This window comes from Agarivorans sp. B2Z047 (assembly GCF_023373605.1).
Lineage (GTDB): Bacteria > Pseudomonadota > Gammaproteobacteria > Enterobacterales > Celerinatantimonadaceae > Agarivorans > Agarivorans albus.
Map to the genome: position 1 here is coordinate 3,773,404 of NZ_CP088080.1, position 16,229 is coordinate 3,789,632.

Sequence of the window (16,229 nt, forward strand, 5' to 3'; positions counted from 1 at the left end):
AGCCTAATTCACATAAAGTTTATAAACAGAAGAAATAATGGAAAACGAAACAAACTGTAAGGCCTGTTATGGGCTTGTAAATACTAAAGCCAAGTACTGCCCTCATTGTAGAACACCACAAAACAGGCTTTCTGCATTCAAACAATACTTACCATTAATTATTATATTTTTAATAATCTTTTTCAGTGTAACGTTTGTTAAATCAACAAATAATAATGAGTATCAACCACCAGTCTCCTTTGTAGACCATAAAGATGAAATTATAGTGAAATCATCAGAGTTAAGTTTCAGTGATTGTGGAGACTGCAAAAAGAAAATAAATACTGTGACAATAGGCATGATTGAAAATTCATCGCAATACGGATGGGAAAACTTTCAAATTGAAGTTCGCTTTTTCAATACTGAAGGAAAATTAATAGATTCTGTCTCTGATTCAATTTATGGGCTAGCTGTTCAACCCAATAGTGAAGTGAGTTTTCGTGTATTTGAGCGAGCAGCAAAGCCTCAAGAAGAGTATTCATCACATAAAGTGTATATCAATGATGCCAGCAATATTTCAGATTACTACTAATGCATCCAACAAAGACAAGCAGCCGCTGTTGGCGGCATTAATGCTTTATTCCAAACAGAGAGCAATCCAAAGCGCCTTTAGATTCATTAAAACCTACAACCTAGCCGCCAACTTCTTGGGCGTATCAAACAAGCGTAAACAGGCACTGTTCTCGCTCCAATTCTGCCACTCTAAATCAGCCTCAATCACCGCTAGGCTTGCGGTAGGGAACCTAATTAAGTCTTCGCCCGTTAAGTAGTTAACTAAGTCTTCTAAGGCTGGGTTATGCCCTACTAGCGCAATTTGGTTTGTTTGCTTGGGCAAGCTTTGTATATGTACCAGCAAATCTGCCCAGCGAAATGTATATAGGCTGTTTTCACAAGAGATTTGAAGGTCGACCTCTACCTCACTGCCTTTAATGTATTGGCTGCGCTGTGCCAACCAATATTCGCAGGTTTGCTGGGCTCGCAGTGCTGGTGAGTAATGCACAGATTCAAGCTGAGAAAACTGGCTAGCGTAGTGGCTTGCCATAAGCTTTGCGGCCTTGTGGCCGCGCTCTGCTAGGGGGCGTTGTCTATCACTTAAGCTTGGGTCGTCCCAACTGGATTTAGCATGGCGAATTAACCAAAGTTGGCGAGACATACGCATACTCCTGCATCCTAAAAACAAAAAAGCCTGCAAAGCAGGCTTTTAGCAAAAGTGAATTAAAACTTAAGGGCGAGCTAACATATCGCCAATACCAATCCACTTGTAAGAGGTTAACTCTTCTAAGCCCATTGGGCCGCGAGCATGCAGCTTTTGGGTAGATACTGCCACTTCGGCACCTAAACCAAATTGCGCGCCATCGGTGAAACGGGTTGAAGCATTAACGTAAACAGCAGCAGAGCCAGCAGCATTAACAAAACGCTCTACGGCATTTAAGTTATTCGACAAAATTGCGTCTGAATGGCTAGCATTATGCGTACGCATGTGAGCAATTGCTTCTTCCACATCGGCAACCACTTTTACACCCAAGGTGTAGCTTAGCCATTCTGTATCAAAATCACCTTCGCCTGCCGCTTGTAAATCTTGTGCATTTGCCAAGCCAGCCATGGCGCTTTCGGTAGCCACTAACTTAACCGAGGCTTTATTCATGCGTTCCGCTAGCATTGGCAATAACTCGGCTGCTACGTTTTGGTCAACTAACAGGCTGTCTAAGGCATTACATGCCGATGGGCGCTGCACCTTAGAGTTTTCAATTACATCTAGTGCTGCTGCTAAATCTACCGAGTTATCAACGTAAATATGACTAATGCCAAAGCCGCCGATAATCACCGGAATGGTACTATTCTCCTGACACATCTTGTGTAGCCCAGCGCCGCCACGAGGAATAATCATATCCACGTATTCGTCTAAACGAAGCAGCTCTGCCACCAGTTCACGATCAGGCTTTTCGATGTATTGAACCGCAGCCGCTGGTAATCCACTTTGCTCTAAAGCTGATTGAATAACAGCAACTAAGGCCATGTTTGAGTGGAAGGTCTCTTTACCGCCACGCAAAATGCTGGCATTACCAGTTTTTAAACATAACGCTGCGATATCAATCGTTACGTTAGGGCGAGCTTCATAAATAACCCCTACTACGCCAAGCGGCACACGGCGGCGCGATAAGCGCAGGCCATTTTCTAATACGCGGCAATCCATTTCGCTACCAATAGGATCGTTAAGCGAAATAACGTTGCGAACATCGCTAGCAATACCTGCTAGTCGCTCACTGTTTAGCATTAAGCGATCGAGTAATGCTTCAGATAAACCCGATTGGCGAGCAGCGTCTAAATCAATTTTGTTAGCCGCTAAAATGCTCTCTTGCTGAGCTTCAAGCTGATCAGCAATTGCCGCCAAGGCTGCGTTTTTTTGGCTAGTACTTAAGGTGGCCAAATCAAAGCTGGCTTGTTTAGCCTGTTGACCAAGTGTTTGTAAGCTCATCTAACAATTCCTATTTTAAAACTAAATCGTCACGGTGCACCGCAACTGATCCGTAGCCATAACCCAGAGTTTTATCAATTTGCTCTGAATGTAGCCCTTTAATTAAATTCATATCTTTAGCCGGATAGCGGCAAATTCCGCGGGCAATCTCTACACCTTGTGAATTTACAATGCGTACAACATCTCCGCGATTAAACTCGCCGTTAATAGCGATAATCCCTTTAGGCAGCAAACTAGAACCACGCTCTACTACTGCTTTACATGCGCCGTCATCCAATACTAACTCGCCATGTGGAGGAGGCCCAGCCAAAATCCATTGTTTGCGATTTTCCAGCGGGCTATTGGTTGGCGGGAAACGAGTGCCAACACTTTTTCCTTCACTTAAGCGGGTGATTACGTTCTCACTGTGGCCTGCGGCTATTACTACTTCAATGCCTGCTCTACCGGCTATTTCGGCGGCTTGCAGTTTAGTTGCCATACCACCAGTACCCAAACCGCTTACACTATCGCCCGCTAAAGAGCGAATAGAGGCATCAATCTCGGCCACTTCTTCAATGAGTTTTGCATCCGGGTTATTACGCGGATCGGCAGTAAACAGACCAGGTTGGTCGGTTAGTAACAATAGTTTGTCTGCTTCGCCTAAAATAGCCGCTAGCGCCGACAAGTTGTCGTTATCACCAACTTTAATTTCTGCAGTAGCTACCGCGTCATTTTCGTTGATGATAGGCACAATACCGTGATTAAGTAGCGCTTTAAGCATGTCTTTAGCGTTAAGAAAACGCTCACGGTCCTCTAAATCGGCGCGGGTTAACAGCATTTGGCCTACATGAATATCGTAGATGCTAAATAGGCTTTCCCATACTTGAATGAGTCGGCTTTGCCCCACTGCAGCAAGCATTTGCTTATTAGCAATGGTGGGCGCGATATTGCCATGGGTTAGCGATAAGTGCTCGCGACCGGCGGCAATGGCTCCAGAAGTAACCACAATAAGTTGATGACCCGCCTTTCGCAGCAGCGCGCATTGGCGTACCAGCTCTATCATATGGGCGCGATCAAGTTTAGACGTGCCGCTGGTTAACACACTAGTGCCTAACTTAACGACGATGGTTTGCTTCGACATGCTATTTTACTATTCCAACTCGGCTAAAATGCAAAGCGAGTATTCTACCTGATATTAAACCGACGCACAGAGCCTGTGCGCCATTTTTTTGCGGAACTCTTCGGCTTACGCTGCCGGGAGAGCTAAATTGGGGGACAAAGAGGGGGCAGCGCTTAGGTCTAACTCCAACTTTTGCAGAGTATCCAGCAGCTTTTGATAAAACACCTCTAGTGACTGTTGCACTTCTGTTTGGTGTTTACTTGGAATGGTACCTTCCTGCCATTCGCCTTGCTTGTCGTATAAACCAAACCAGTAGTGATATTCAAAACTGTCTTCGTTTACCCGCAATTCAAACCACCAGCCATAAAACTCGCGTTCATCAGCTGCAGGTTTAGAGCTTACACAAGAGGCAAGGCAATCAAAAAAGTACATTTCTTTGCTGCTGTGTTCTTTACGAAAATACGGACCCATGGCCGTAAATCTCGATGTTAACTTTCCATGGCTTGGCCAAGTCACTTCCATGCGCTTAATCTCTCCACAGTAGGACAATAGTTTGTATAACGTACCGTATGTCCATAATGACCACAATTAAGCTAAATCACAATTGCTTTTGTAGCCAATGCGTGACCTTAGTGAAGATCTGATTGTAATTTTGTAGTGAATCAAGCTCTTTCAGCACTTCAACCTTGCAATTTGGCGAAGCCATACTAAGCAAAGAAACATCGGTTTCTGGGCATATTGCGTCATTTTTACGGCCAACCACAAACATTGGCAACTTTGTTCTTGGCCCGCCAAGTATGCCCTGAGTTTTCAAGGACAAAGGCATACAGCGATAATAGAGCCCTTCAGTATTTGAGGCATTCACGCCACTGCGATTAGCTAAACAATCTTGATACATTTGCGGTAAGTTATTAAATCGCTGGATATCACTAAATAACCTATCTACTGGTGCGCCAATCGTTACCACTGCGCGCAAACGCTCGGCGGCAACAAAAGCTAAGCGAGCAGCTACGTTACCGGCAAAGCGATAACCCAGCATGGCAACACGCGCATCATCGACCCAGGGCACCTTTGGCAAGTGATCTAATATAGCCAAGTGAATACGGCTGCTATCTTGTTGCAGCTTCCAGTTAAGACAATGCCCCGCTCCTGGCATGTCTACGGTTAACATGGCAATACCTGCAGGCGCTAAAAAGCGTTCAAAAAACGGGTAAAGCTCAGTTTGAATAGTGTCTAAACCGCCACTCACCATCACCACTGGTTTTACCGAGTCGGTATCTGGAAGATGCAAATAACAAGCAACTTGTTTACCGTCTATCGGTACGTTTATGGTTTTACATTCATATTTACTTTGCTCTGTAGCAGCCATTAAATTGCTGTGAGCTAAAGCATGAGCAGAAGCAACTAAATCATCGCCCTTAAAATGTGGGTAGGCAGCAATAGTAGCGCTATAGCTAGCGAGTAAGAATTCTTGATAGGCTTTATCTCGCTGACCATTTTGCTCGGCATCTTTAGCTGAAATTTGGTGTTTAACTGCACGTTGCATCCATTCGTAGTTCCAGTTGCCCGGCTGGTAACCGCCAATGGTATCGAGCAACTCGCTAGTGCGCGGCTTATCGCACATTGCGATATCTGCAAACAGGCTTTCGGTTTCGATAGGATCTAAGCCTAACCAAGCCCAGTATTCTCTGCGCAAGATACGGTACCAGTTGCGACCTTCTTCTTGGCCTACAGCGCTTAATTGAGCCGCGCTCGAATTAGACACGGTGGATGTTTCCACCACATTAATACGAGGTTTAAACAATACTTCCGACAGATTTTCTTTCAAAACAACCTACTCACTTGCTTATCAACTTATAAAATATATCACAAAAAAAAGCCGCCACTATGTGACGGCTTAGGATGCATTCTAAATGACTAAGCTTTAAAAGAACGCAAACTTAAGTACAAATACAGCAGCCAGTACCCAAACACTTAGTGGTACTTCTTTGTAACGGCCAGCTAGTAACTTAATAACCGCGTAAGAGATAAAGCCTAATGCAATACCGTCTGCGATAGAGAAAGACAATGGCATTAAGATAGCCACAATCGCTGCTGGAGCCGCTTCAGTAAGGTCGGTCCAATCTACGTTAATTAAGCCCGACAGCATTAAAGTACATACATAGAACAGTGCACCAGCTGTCGCGTAAGCCGGGATCATACCCGCCAGCGGCGAGAACAATAGAGCAAGAATAAACAAAACGCCCACAACCACAGCAGTTAAGCCAGTACGGCCACCGGCTTCAACACCAGCGCCACTTTCGATGTAAGAAGTTGTACTTGAAGTACCTAATAGAGAACCGGCGATAGTAGCGCTAGAGTCAGCCATCAATGCTTTTTTAAGATTAGGTAAAAGGCCTTTCTCATCAAGTAAGTTTCCGCGCTGGGCAACTGCAGTTAAGGTACCAGCGGTATCGAACAAATCTACAAACAAGAAGGCAAAAATAACGCTAATCATGGTGACATCTAAGGCCCCCATAATATCTAACTGCAAGAAGGTAGGCGCTGGGTTTGGTGGCATAGAAACAATACCGCCATATTGAGTGTAACCCAATACAATAGACAGTACCGTAATCGCCAAAATAGAAATTAATACACCGCCTTTTACCTTACGGTATTCAAGACCAATGATTAAAAAGAAACCTAAAGCAGCCAGAATCATCTGGTGCGGGTTTTCTTTGCCTAAACTTACTAAGGTAGCTGGGTTATCAACCACAATACCTGCATTTTTAAGCGCAATAAAACCAAGGAATAAACCAATACCTGCAGCAATACCTACACGTAAAGTTTGTGGAATCGAGTTAATAATCCACTCACGCACTTTAAATAGGCTTAGCAAAATGAAGATAACACCCGACAAGAACACCGCACCTAAAGCAACCTGCCATGTGTGGCCCATGCCTAGTACAACGCCATAGGTGAAAAAGGCATTTAAGCCCATGCCTGGCGCTTGAGCAATTGGGTAGTTAGCGTACAAGCCCATAATGAAACAGCCAATGGCCGCAGCCAAACAGGTTGCAACAAAAACTGCACCTTGATCCATCTCGGTGGCAGCAAGCATGCTAGGGTTAACAAAGATAATGTAGGCCATGGTTAAGAAGGTGGTTAAACCTGCAATGACCTCTGTGCGCACATTGGTTCCGTGCTCTTTTAGCTTAAATAGTTTCTCTAACATAACGGCGTATGTTCCTTGGACAGACAGTTGGTTATTTTGGGCCACTAACAGGCATTCCATTATGCTGCTAGCAGAAATCGCGAGGCATTATATTCATCCCAAATCTAAGAAGCTACCTGATGATGCAACCAACCTGCGCTAGATCAGCAAAAAAAGCTAAAATCACCAACTCATAACGTTAATATGCTTCGAAATGCGGTAATTATTTAGTTTATATGGGAATTTTGATGCTTTCTTGATAGTGATTATCATGCTAGCCACTAGTAACAAAACCATTAGTTAAAGAGGTGGCTTATTGCGCCCAAACAATTATTCCACCAAGAAGCACATTAACAGACTTATATTCACAGTTTTGAGCTGATAGAGTTCTATTAATTCTAGTAATACAGTTTAAAAGGTGGCTTTGTGTCTACACTATCTTCTCTACATCCCCAGGGTTTATGGCAACACTTCGAAACAATGTGTTCTATCCCTCACCCCTCTAAGCACGAACAAGCAATGATTGACTGGGTAATGGGTTTAGCTGCCGAACACCAACTTGAACATTTTCAAGATGAAGTGGGCAACGTAATTATTAAAAAACCTGCCACCGCAGGCATGGAAGATCGCCAAGGCGTAATACTACAAGCTCACCTAGACATGGTGCCGCAAGCCAATAATGATACCCAACACGACTTTACCAAAGATCCTATTCGCCCTTATATCGATGGCGAATGGGTTACCGCTGAAGGCACAACGCTGGGCGCAGATAACGGCATTGGCGGCTCATCTATATTGGCCATTTTAACCAGTAACGACATCCCTCACGGCCCTATTGAAGCCTTATTTACCATTGATGAAGAAGCGGGTATGACTGGCGCCTTTGGTCTGCAAGCTGGTGTGCTTGAAGGTAAACTGCTAATCAACACCGACTCAGAACAAGAAGGTGAAGTTTACATGGGCTGTGCCGGTGGCGGCGATACCAACGTGAGCTTCCCTCTTGAGTACCAAGCAACTCAAAGCAATCAATTAGCCATTGAATTAAGCGTTAAAGGCCTAAAAGGCGGTCACTCGGGTTGCGACATTGATACTGGCCGCGCCAATGCCAACAAATTATTAGTGCGTTTACTGGCAGCCATGCAACAGCAAGGCATTGAGCCAATCATTTGCGAAATACAAGGCGGAAGCCTACGCAATGCGATTCCTCGCGAAGCCAGCTGTAAATTGGTATTTAACGCAGCAAAACACGCTGAGCTTGAGCAAGTTATCGAAGCACAAACCCTCGAGATAGTTGACGAGTTTGGCCTAGTTGAAACAACTTTAAGCATTACCAGCCAGCAGGTTGCTACTCCAGAGACAAGCTTGAACACTAGCTTATCTCAACAAATTATCGCCAGCTTAAATGCCTGCACCAACGGCGTGGTAAGCATGAGTCAAACGGTTACCGGTGTAGTAGAAACCTCACTTAACCTTGGCGTAATTAGCCAAACAGAATCAACCATTGATGCAAAAATATTAGTGCGTTCGCTCATCGATTCAAGCCGTTTACAAGTTGAAGCAAGCTTGGCGTCATTGTTCAGCTTAACCAACGCTGAGATTAGCCACACTGGCGCCTACCCAGGCTGGAAACCAGAAGCTAACTCGGTAATGAAAAACGTCGTTCAGCAAAGCTACCAAGAGCTATTTGGCAAGTGCCCAAATGTGATGGTTATTCATGCGGGCTTAGAGTGTGGTTTATTTAAAAGTGCTTACCCAGAATGGGACATGGCTTCTTTTGGCCCTACCATTAAGTTCCCACATAGCCCTGATGAGAAAGTAGAAATTGCCGCTGTAGAAAAATACTGGCAACTACTACTCAGTGTGCTGAAAAACATCCCAACTAATTAGTATATTCTGTTTAAGAAGGCAAACTGGTTTCTGTGCCAGTTTGCCTTATATATCAAAGCTCTCCGCCAGCGAGTTATAATTCCAAAACTCTGTTTATTAAATTATTAATATTACCCTCAACAAGACGGCTAGCTGTGCTAATATCGCAGCCTTTATTTTTTAGTGTAAACATTGATTTAGAAGGAACTAACAATGGCTGAAACCAATGCCAGTGCAGAAAAAGCCCTAGATAGCCTAAACAAGCTTAAAAAAGGTGGATTTCAATTTAACTTTAAGTTTGTTTTCATTTTGCTAGCCCTCGCGGGATTAGGCTACACCTTAAGTAACTCATTTTTCTATGCAGAACCGGGTTACATATACCACGTTAGAACTGTTACCGGTAATGAAGCAGTAGTCACTGAAGTTGGTTATAAGTTTTATCCTTTTGGCCGTTACAACTCATGGAAGAGAGCAATGACCGTGCAGTCTTTATCGGGTGCTGCTACAAACTCTATCCGCGCGGAAAAAGACTCTGACAACTCCTCAGCTAGCCTACCGCCAATGAGCATTATGTTCTTAGACCAAGTAGACGCTCATGCCGAAGCCACCGTGCGTTTTTCGATTCCTGCCGACCATGAATCTTTCTTAAAACTGGCCCATGAGTTTAGATCGCCGGAAAACTTATTACGTACCGCACTGATACCAGCCTTTAAAGAAACCTTGCAAGCAAATGCTTCATTAATGGCAGCCGAAGAATACTATGCAGGCGGAAGAACTGAATTCAACTCAGAGTTTGAAAACCAAATGAGTAGCGGTATTTTCTTAGTTAAACGTGAAGAAATCACCATACACTCAAAACAGTCTACAGGCACTGCCAACGCCGCTCTGGGCACCGACCAAGAAGAATATGGTGACGATAGCAAAACAGTATTTGTGGTGAACAAAGTACTAGATACAAACGGCTTACCGATGCGTAAGTCGCAGCGCTTCACCGATTTTGGCGTAACGGTAGTATCAGCATTAGTGACCGATATGCGCCCGAATGCCAAGTTTATTGAGCGTATGCAGCTCAAACAAAAAGCCTCAGCTGACCGAGCCATTGCTCGCGAGCAGCGAGTTCAAGAGGAAGAGCAACGACTACTCGCCATTGCTCGTGGTGAACGTGAAGTCGCAGAGCGTCAAGCTCAAGCAAAGGTTGAGCAGATTCAAAAAACCACCGAAGCGCAAACCGACAAACAGCTTGCTATCACCAATGCAGAGAAACTAAAGGCTCAGGCAGAGATCTCTAAAGAAACGGCTGAAATCGACCTAGAAAAAGCCCGTATCGAAGCTGAAACCAAACGAACCTTGGCAGAAGCAGAAGCCTATCAAAAACGGGTAATTCTTGAAGCGGATAACGCCTTAGCTCAGAAACTAGAAGCGGAAGTAAAGATTCAAGCGCTTTGGGCAGAAGCCTTTGCAAAACGTAACGTACCTACAAACGTTTTTGGCGCAGGCAGTCAATCAGGAACACCCTCAGGCAGCGACGCTGAAACGCGAGCATTTATGCAAATGTTAACTTTAGATGCAGCTAAACGACTTAGTTATGACCGAGACCTAACTAAGTAGTTAACTCTAAAGGCAAAACCAGTTGTGGTGACTGGTTTTGCTGCTCATAAGCCAAACCAATATGCAAACCAATTAGCCGCACCGCCTTTCCCTTTCCTCTAGCAAGAGCCTCTTCAAACAACTCCAATAATGCCGACTCATCAATATGCTGACACTGTTGCTCTTTAGTCGTTTGTTGAAAATCTGCAAATTTTACCTTCACCCCTAGCTTATTCATCTTGGCTTGCTTTAAGTGCTTTTCACTGCGCCGCCTAAGCTCAGGCAGCAAGGCTAACAAGCGCTCTACCAAAATAGCTTGGTTACCTTCGTCTTTAGCAAAGGTGCGCTCTACTGCCACCGATTTTCGCTTACGGTCGTTGCTTACAGCGCGCTCGTCTACCCCCTGACAACGCAGCCACAACATCTCGCCAAACTTACCAAATAGCTGCTTTAACTTGTCTTTATCTGCACGGCGTACATCACCGCCGGTATACAAACCTTGATGATGCAGCTTCTCAATACTCACCTTGCCAACACCTGAGATTTTTTCGAGCGCTAGGGTCTCGATAAACTCACTGACTTGCTGCGGTTTAATAACATATACACCATTGGGTTTATTTAAATCTGAAGCGATTTTGGCTAAAAACTTCACAGGCGCCACACCAGCAGAAGCTGTTAGACCTGTTTTAGCAAAAATATCTTGGCGGATTTGTTCAGCGATGAGTGTGGCCGAGCCTTTGCAGGCCTCACTATTACTTACATCTAGGTAAGCTTCATCCAAAGACAGCGGCTCTATAGCATCGGCGTATTCATGAAAAATGCCTTGTACTTGTTTACTCACTTCTTGGTAAACCTGCATGCGTGGAGGCACCAATACTAAATGCGGACAAAGCTGCAAGGCTTTATGGGTTGGCATAGCTGAGCGAACACCATATTCACGCGCAAGGTAGTTACAAGTAGTCAACACCCCGCGACCGCTGCGCATGCCACCTACAGCCAAAGGAACATTGGCTAGCTCTGGTTGGTCTCGCATTTCAACAGCCGCATAAAAACAGTCCATATCAACATGGATTATTTTACGTTGTATTGGCTGTAAATCTGCCACAGCTATCGCCTCAAAACTGTATATAAACACAGTATGCGATATTTTACTAAAAATTCAAAGTAACAGAGCCACTTTGCTTTAAAGCAAAGTGGCTCTGTTTGGTAAACAATTGAGTTGTGTTATTGCGGCTTTTTAAGGAATAAATTAGACAAGGTAAACTGATCGGGAATACCCGTTTGCGGAATGCCGATGTCTTTTTGATACTTAACAAATACTTCCACATCCAATGGGGTAAATACTGAGCCATCAACCGCAGTATTGTAATACCCTAAAAACTTTAAACGCTGCTTAGCTCGCTGCAAAATCTCTACATAATAATAAGAGTTTGCATCGGCCACAGAGACCTGCACTAACGGGCTCTCTTTTTCTAAGCGAATTGGAAACACCGTTTTAATTAAGCTATTTACTGCATCTAAGTACTTAATATCGGGGTTAGCTTTACAATGACGCTGCAGTAATGCCAACAACAACTCGGTAGTTTGCCAAGGCACAACATCATAGTTTGAGGGCTGAAATTGATTGTAAGAAGTCACGTAACCTTCTAACCAACCACCATAAAGTAAGTAATCAGAATTTTTCTGTTGAGCGCTTTGAGTAAAGTCACTACAGCTTTTTCTTGCGGCGCCTTTTGCCGCAAATTTACCAGAATCGTCAGCAGCCAATGCACTGCCACTAATAAACACCGCAATCGACCAAACAACTATCAGTATATGTTTCATGACACCCCAAAAAGATTAAAGCCTAAGTTTTCACTTAGGCTTTTAAAAACAATACTATTTATAATAAGCACTGAGCTTTTTTCGTCCAGCCCAAAATGCCATAACTAGACCAAACATAAATAAAGTTGGCGACTCTGGCACGCTGTTGTTATCTGGCACAAATACCGTAACGGGTAACTGCGACACTTGGAAGCTGCCCGTTTCGACAAAAGACAAACCGGTAACAAATGCCAGCGGACTGGTAGGATCCAAGCCAAGATCTAAGTTAATGCCGCTTAAGGTGAAGGTACTTACAGGGTCAAAGTTGATACCAAACTCAAACGTTTCTCCTGCTGCTAATGCAATTTGCTGCAATACTCCTTCAAACAAAAACTCAATCACGTAACCGTCCGGGTCATTCACCGAAGCTAATGAAGGCGCGGTAACTGAAGCAAACATACCATCAGTAGAGTAGACATAACCAGCCGCTACATCAGGGTCGATCCAAATCGTTTCACCACTTTGTACCTCGGGTAGGTCAAATACAAAGGCACCATTTTCATCAGTAGGGTTACTCGGATCCGGCAAAATCGGCACAAATTCAGATTCGCCTAATTCACCAAAGCTACTTAAGAAGATAGTCGTGTCTAACACGCTATCGCCGGCATCAGCCAAAATGAAAGTAAAGGTGTTTACCCCTGGTTGAACTGGCGCATCAAAACGCAACTGCGGATTGCCGTTTGGTGCGAGTACGCCATCAAGTTCAGTACCTCGAATGTCACTCATATCTGGATGGTCAATATTGATAGGTAACAAAGGGTCACCTGCGCTAGAACCGGTAGGTAAGGCTCCTGCGATATTCTCACCATTTAGAAATAAGCCAAAGCCATCGGTGACAGTACCACCAACATACTCCGGCCACTCTTCAGAGCCAAATACCCCGAAAAAAGTCAATGTGGTAGGATCGACTGAATTTACAGTGAAGCTAATATCTAACTGCACCGGATCAAAATGGCCTTGAATACCCGTTAAAGGGGTTAACATTGCGTTTTGCTCAGCAGTTGCTGCAGTGTCAAAACTTCCGGTAAACCCACTGTCAGTATTTGGCCCATCCTCATACGATTTAACTAAACCAGAGCTAAGAACCACTCCGCCTTCCGAGGGAATACCATATACGCCAGACTCATTGGTGAAAGTACCAGCTTGCCCAAGACCAGATTGAGACAAAGTCGCCGAATTGATAACAATACTTGAATCAGGAACTAACAAAGATTCAGCTAGCTCCATTGCATCAAAACTTTCGGTAATAACGATAGCAGAGGCCATAGGCGCATAGAGCGTTCCAATCGCTAACGAAACCAGCGAGGCCTGCAAAACTTTTTTGTTCATGACAGCTTCCCTTCCTTAAATAACGAGTGAACTTAAAAGTCTATTTAGTGAGCAAAAAGCACGCCAGCTGAAAACATAAAGATAAGGCAATGATAAATATATAAATAGTTTTTATAGCAGCTAAGTTTTTGGGTTGATTGTAAATAAAACTGACAGATTCATTTATAATATAATTACACTTTAACTCATGACTCGGTGGTTAAGGTCAGGTAGCGAAAACGTAGCCCGTTTTTTGCTGAACACCCTAGCTACCAAGCCTTTGCTTGAGTACTATTGCTAGATTAAATAGGCAAAAGGAAGCTCAAGCAGTGAATGATGCTCGTGTTAGTCAATTAAGTGTTTATCCGATTAAATCAACCGCAGGTATTCATCTAAATCATGCCTTTGTTGAAGAGCATGGCTTAGCCTTTGACCGGCGCTTTGTGGTTTGCCAACCGGATGGCAAACAAATTACCGCACGTACTCACCCAAAATTGGCTCAAGTTCATGCTGCGCTTACCCAAACAGGTTTGCAGCTAAGAGCCAAAAACATGCCAAACTTGGCGATACAATATGCCGAGTTCTCTAGTCACTACCAAGAGATAATGATTTGGAAAGATACAGTGCAAGCCCAGCATTGCAGTGAATCTTACGACCAATGGTTTAGTCGCTATTTGGGGGAAAAATGCCATTTAGTATTTTTTGGTGAACATTCATCTCGTTTGGTAAAACAGCGTGAAAGCCAAGTCGCCTTTGCCGATGGTTACCCACTGTTACTGATCTCAGAAGCATCACTCGAAGACTTGAACCTGCGCTCTACCACCAAGCACAGCATGGAACAATTTCGCCCTAACTTAGTGGTTAAAAATACTGAAGCCTTTGCCGAAGACGGCTGGAAGCGCTTTAAGATTGGTGAAGTAGAATTTGAAGTGCAAAACCCTTGCTCACGTTGTGTATTTACCACTCTTGACCAGCGCACAGGTGAGTTTGATGCCAACAAAGAACCACTTAGTACTCTAGCTAAGTATCGCCAAGGTGAAGACGGCAATCTTTATTTTGGGCAGAATGTCATCGCGCTTAACAGCGGAAATATTAGCTTATACGACCCAGTAGAAGTGCTTGAAACTCGCACACCAGAGCGTTACCCGGAAAACGTAAATAAACGAAGCCAAACTTCCCCAGACAAACAGCAGTGGCAACAAGGAGAGGCACTTGAATTACGTTGTTTAGCTGTAAAACAAGAAACTCACGATGTAAAAACCTTTATCTTTGAGGCCCCCGAGCAAACCTTGAGTGAATATTTGCCTGGCCAATATATAGGCTTCGAGTTTGAAGTTGACGGAAAGCCACTGCGCCGCAACTACACGCTTTCTAGCTCTCCTACTCGCCCACAACGCTTAGCCATTACCGTTAAACGGGTGCTTGATGGCCAAGTGTCTAACTGGCTTCATGATACCCTCAAGCCAAACATGAGCTTAAAAGCCCATGCTCCCGATGGCGATTTTCATGTTAAGCAAAGCAGCAACGCCAAATTACTTTTACTCTCCGCCGGTAGCGGTATTACCCCTATGTTGTCGATGATGCGCTATTTAAGTGATCTGAATATCGACAGAGATATTGTGTTTTTGCATAGTGCTCATAGTGAAAATGACCTGATTGCTGAGCAAGAACTAGCGCTACTTAGCCAAAACTTTAGTCACTGCAGTATCCGCTATACACTCACCCAACAAGCCCCTGAAAACTGGCAAGGCTATCAAGGTCGTCTAAACCGAGGCATGTTGATGGATGTAGCTGATTTAGAACAACGCGCTGTTTATGTATGTGGCCCACAGACCTTTATGCAAAGCGCTAAAGAACAACTGTTAGCCTTAGGTTTACATGAAGACGATTATTACGAAGAGAGCTTTGGTCATCACCCTACCACGAGTTCAGAGACTAAAGCGCTGAATATTTTATTCGACAGTTGGGATACCTACCTTCAAGGCAACAATCAGCAAAACTTATTAGAGCAAGCAGAACAAGCAGGCCTAAACTTACCTTACTCTTGTCGTGGCGGTTTTTGTGGTAGCTGCAAGGTTAAGCTGCAAAGTGGTGAAGTTGAAGTATTAGAAGATAACGGATTAACCGACGATGAAAAACAACAAGGCTATATCTTGAGTTGTAGCTGTATTCCCAAAGGGGATGTCTGCATTACTCAGGATTAGCAAAAATCTAATCATTATTAAACTAACAGGAAGACAATATGAAGTTTCTTCACACCATGGTTCGAGTTAAAGATCTCGACGAGTCCATGCGATTTTACTGCGATTTACTTGGCATGAGCGAAGTGCGTCGTTACGAAAGCGAACAAGGGCGATTTTCTCTCATCTATTTGGCTGCCGATGAAGACATTGAGCGAGTAAAAGCCGAAAACGCACCTTGCTTAGAGTTAACTTACAACTGGCCAGATGAAGATGGCCAACAGGAAAACTACACCGGCGGTCGTAACTTTGGTCACATTGCGGTGTCGGTAGAAGACATTTACGGCTTGTGCCAGAAACTGCAAAATGCCGGTGTAACCATTAACCGCCCACCAAGAGACGGCCACATGGCATTTATCGTTTCTCCAGATGGGATCTCTGTAGAACTCTTACAACAAGGTGAATCTCTGCCTCCACAAGAGCCTTGGGCATCTATGCCAAGCACTGGTTCTTGGTAAGAATTAAGGCCTTAAATAACAACTTGTAAACTTGGCGATACGGAATAAAAAACTGTATCGCCCATTAGATTTGACCAGAGAGTCAAATAATTATAGGAAA

The 16,229-nt window shown here is 44.1% G+C and carries 14 protein-coding genes; 5 read left to right on the forward strand and 9 right to left on the reverse strand.

From position 1 onward, the window contains the following. Positions 1 to 37 precede the first annotated feature (37 nt). A complete protein-coding gene (locus LQZ07_RS17245) occupies positions 38 to 571 on the forward strand; it encodes a hypothetical protein (RefSeq protein ID WP_152781562.1) in 534 nt (177 codons plus the stop codon). A 93-nt stretch (positions 572 to 664) separates the two neighbouring features. Here the strand turns inward: LQZ07_RS17245 and LQZ07_RS17250 are convergent, their stop codons facing one another. From LQZ07_RS17250 to LQZ07_RS17275, 6 genes are all read right to left on the reverse strand, one after another. Next, on the reverse strand, positions 665 to 1,192 hold the full coding sequence (locus tag LQZ07_RS17250; RefSeq protein WP_194164101.1) for a histidine phosphatase family protein: 528 nt from the start codon (positions 1,190 to 1,192) through the stop codon (positions 665 to 667). A 69-nt stretch (positions 1,193 to 1,261) separates the two neighbouring features. Further along, positions 1,262 to 2,515 carry a glutamate-5-semialdehyde dehydrogenase gene (locus LQZ07_RS17255; protein WP_152781565.1) on the reverse strand — a complete coding sequence of 418 codons (1,254 nt, stop codon included), beginning with the start codon at positions 2,513 to 2,515 and terminating at the stop codon, positions 1,262 to 1,264. Between the two features lie 10 nt (positions 2,516 to 2,525). Beyond that, on the reverse strand, positions 2,526 to 3,635 hold the full coding sequence (gene proB, locus LQZ07_RS17260) for a glutamate 5-kinase (protein WP_152781567.1): 1,110 nt from the start codon (positions 3,633 to 3,635) through the stop codon (positions 2,526 to 2,528). Between the two features lie 105 nt (positions 3,636 to 3,740). Further along, on the reverse strand, positions 3,741 to 4,136 hold the full coding sequence (gene crl, locus LQZ07_RS17265) for a sigma factor-binding protein Crl (RefSeq protein ID WP_016402229.1): 396 nt from the start codon (positions 4,134 to 4,136) through the stop codon (positions 3,741 to 3,743). Between the two features lie 76 nt (positions 4,137 to 4,212). After that, complete coding sequence (locus tag LQZ07_RS17270; protein WP_152781569.1) at positions 4,213 to 5,442, reverse strand: alpha/beta hydrolase; 1,230 nt, start codon at positions 5,440 to 5,442, stop codon at positions 4,213 to 4,215. Between the two features lie 96 nt (positions 5,443 to 5,538). Further along, positions 5,539 to 6,828 (reverse strand): NCS2 family permease, encoded by a 1,290-nt coding sequence (locus LQZ07_RS17275; RefSeq protein ID WP_152781571.1) that lies wholly within the window; start codon positions 6,826 to 6,828, stop codon positions 5,539 to 5,541. A gap of 405 nt (positions 6,829 to 7,233) precedes the next feature. On the opposite strand from LQZ07_RS17275, the gene LQZ07_RS17280 reads away from it, so the two are divergent. Continuing rightward, a complete protein-coding gene (locus LQZ07_RS17280) occupies positions 7,234 to 8,694 on the forward strand; it encodes an aminoacyl-histidine dipeptidase (RefSeq protein ID WP_249483212.1) in 1,461 nt (486 codons plus the stop codon). Positions 8,695 to 8,886: 192 nt separating this feature from the next. Then, the gene (locus LQZ07_RS17285) at positions 8,887 to 10,281 is read left to right on the forward strand and encodes an SPFH domain-containing protein (protein WP_152781572.1); all 1,395 of its coding nucleotides are present in this window, start codon (positions 8,887 to 8,889) and stop codon (positions 10,279 to 10,281) included. On the opposite strand, the gene dinB is transcribed toward LQZ07_RS17285, so the two are convergent. The 3 genes from dinB to LQZ07_RS17300 form a co-directional block, all read right to left on the reverse strand. Then, entirely contained in the window at positions 10,274 to 11,365 is a 1,092-nt protein-coding gene (gene dinB, locus LQZ07_RS17290) for a DNA polymerase IV (RefSeq protein WP_256471335.1), read from the reverse strand. The two genes, LQZ07_RS17285 and dinB, sit on opposite strands and share 8 nt — an antisense overlap. A 119-nt stretch (positions 11,366 to 11,484) precedes the next feature. After that, positions 11,485 to 12,084, reverse strand: a complete 600-nt coding sequence (locus tag LQZ07_RS17295; RefSeq protein ID WP_152781574.1) for a peptidoglycan-binding protein — start codon at positions 12,082 to 12,084, stop codon at positions 11,485 to 11,487. 54 nt (positions 12,085 to 12,138) lie between these two features. Next, on the reverse strand, positions 12,139 to 13,452 hold the full coding sequence (locus tag LQZ07_RS17300) for a choice-of-anchor L domain-containing protein (protein WP_152781576.1): 1,314 nt from the start codon (positions 13,450 to 13,452) through the stop codon (positions 12,139 to 12,141). Between the two features lie 308 nt (positions 13,453 to 13,760). Between LQZ07_RS17300 and LQZ07_RS17305 the strand changes: the two genes are divergently transcribed. Continuing rightward, positions 13,761 to 15,635: a hybrid-cluster NAD(P)-dependent oxidoreductase gene (locus LQZ07_RS17305; protein WP_194164103.1), complete on the forward strand. Its 1,875-nt coding sequence runs from the start codon at positions 13,761 to 13,763 to the stop codon at positions 15,633 to 15,635. A 38-nt stretch (positions 15,636 to 15,673) separates the two neighbouring features. Continuing rightward, complete coding sequence (gene gloA, locus LQZ07_RS17310) at positions 15,674 to 16,129, forward strand: lactoylglutathione lyase (protein WP_152781579.1); 456 nt, start codon at positions 15,674 to 15,676, stop codon at positions 16,127 to 16,129. The last annotated feature ends 100 nt before the right edge of the window (positions 16,130 to 16,229 follow it).

Excerpts from the sequence above, each read along its gene's own strand:
- LQZ07_RS17285 (WP_152781572.1), top strand. The coding sequence starts at position 8,887 with ATGGCTGAAACCAATGCCAGTGCAGAAAAAGCCCTAGATAGCCTAAAC.
- proB (WP_152781567.1), bottom strand. The coding sequence starts at position 3,635 with ATGTCGAAGCAAACCATCGTCGTTAAGTTAGGCACTAGTGTGTTAACC.
- LQZ07_RS17300 (WP_152781576.1), bottom strand. The coding sequence starts at position 13,452 with ATGAACAAAAAAGTTTTGCAGGCCTCGCTGGTTTCGTTAGCGATTGGA.
- LQZ07_RS17250 (WP_194164101.1), bottom strand. The coding sequence starts at position 1,192 with ATGTCTCGCCAACTTTGGTTAATTCGCCATGCTAAATCCAGTTGGGAC.
- LQZ07_RS17295 (WP_152781574.1), bottom strand. The coding sequence starts at position 12,084 with ATGAAACATATACTGATAGTTGTTTGGTCGATTGCGGTGTTTATTAGT.
- LQZ07_RS17255 (WP_152781565.1), bottom strand. The coding sequence starts at position 2,515 with ATGAGCTTACAAACACTTGGTCAACAGGCTAAACAAGCCAGCTTTGAT.
- gloA (WP_152781579.1), top strand. The coding sequence starts at position 15,674 with ATGAAGTTTCTTCACACCATGGTTCGAGTTAAAGATCTCGACGAGTCC.
- crl (WP_016402229.1), bottom strand. The coding sequence starts at position 4,136 with ATGGAAGTGACTTGGCCAAGCCATGGAAAGTTAACATCGAGATTTACG.
- LQZ07_RS17245 (WP_152781562.1), top strand. The coding sequence starts at position 38 with ATGGAAAACGAAACAAACTGTAAGGCCTGTTATGGGCTTGTAAATACT.
- LQZ07_RS17275 (WP_152781571.1), bottom strand. The coding sequence starts at position 6,828 with ATGTTAGAGAAACTATTTAAGCTAAAAGAGCACGGAACCAATGTGCGC.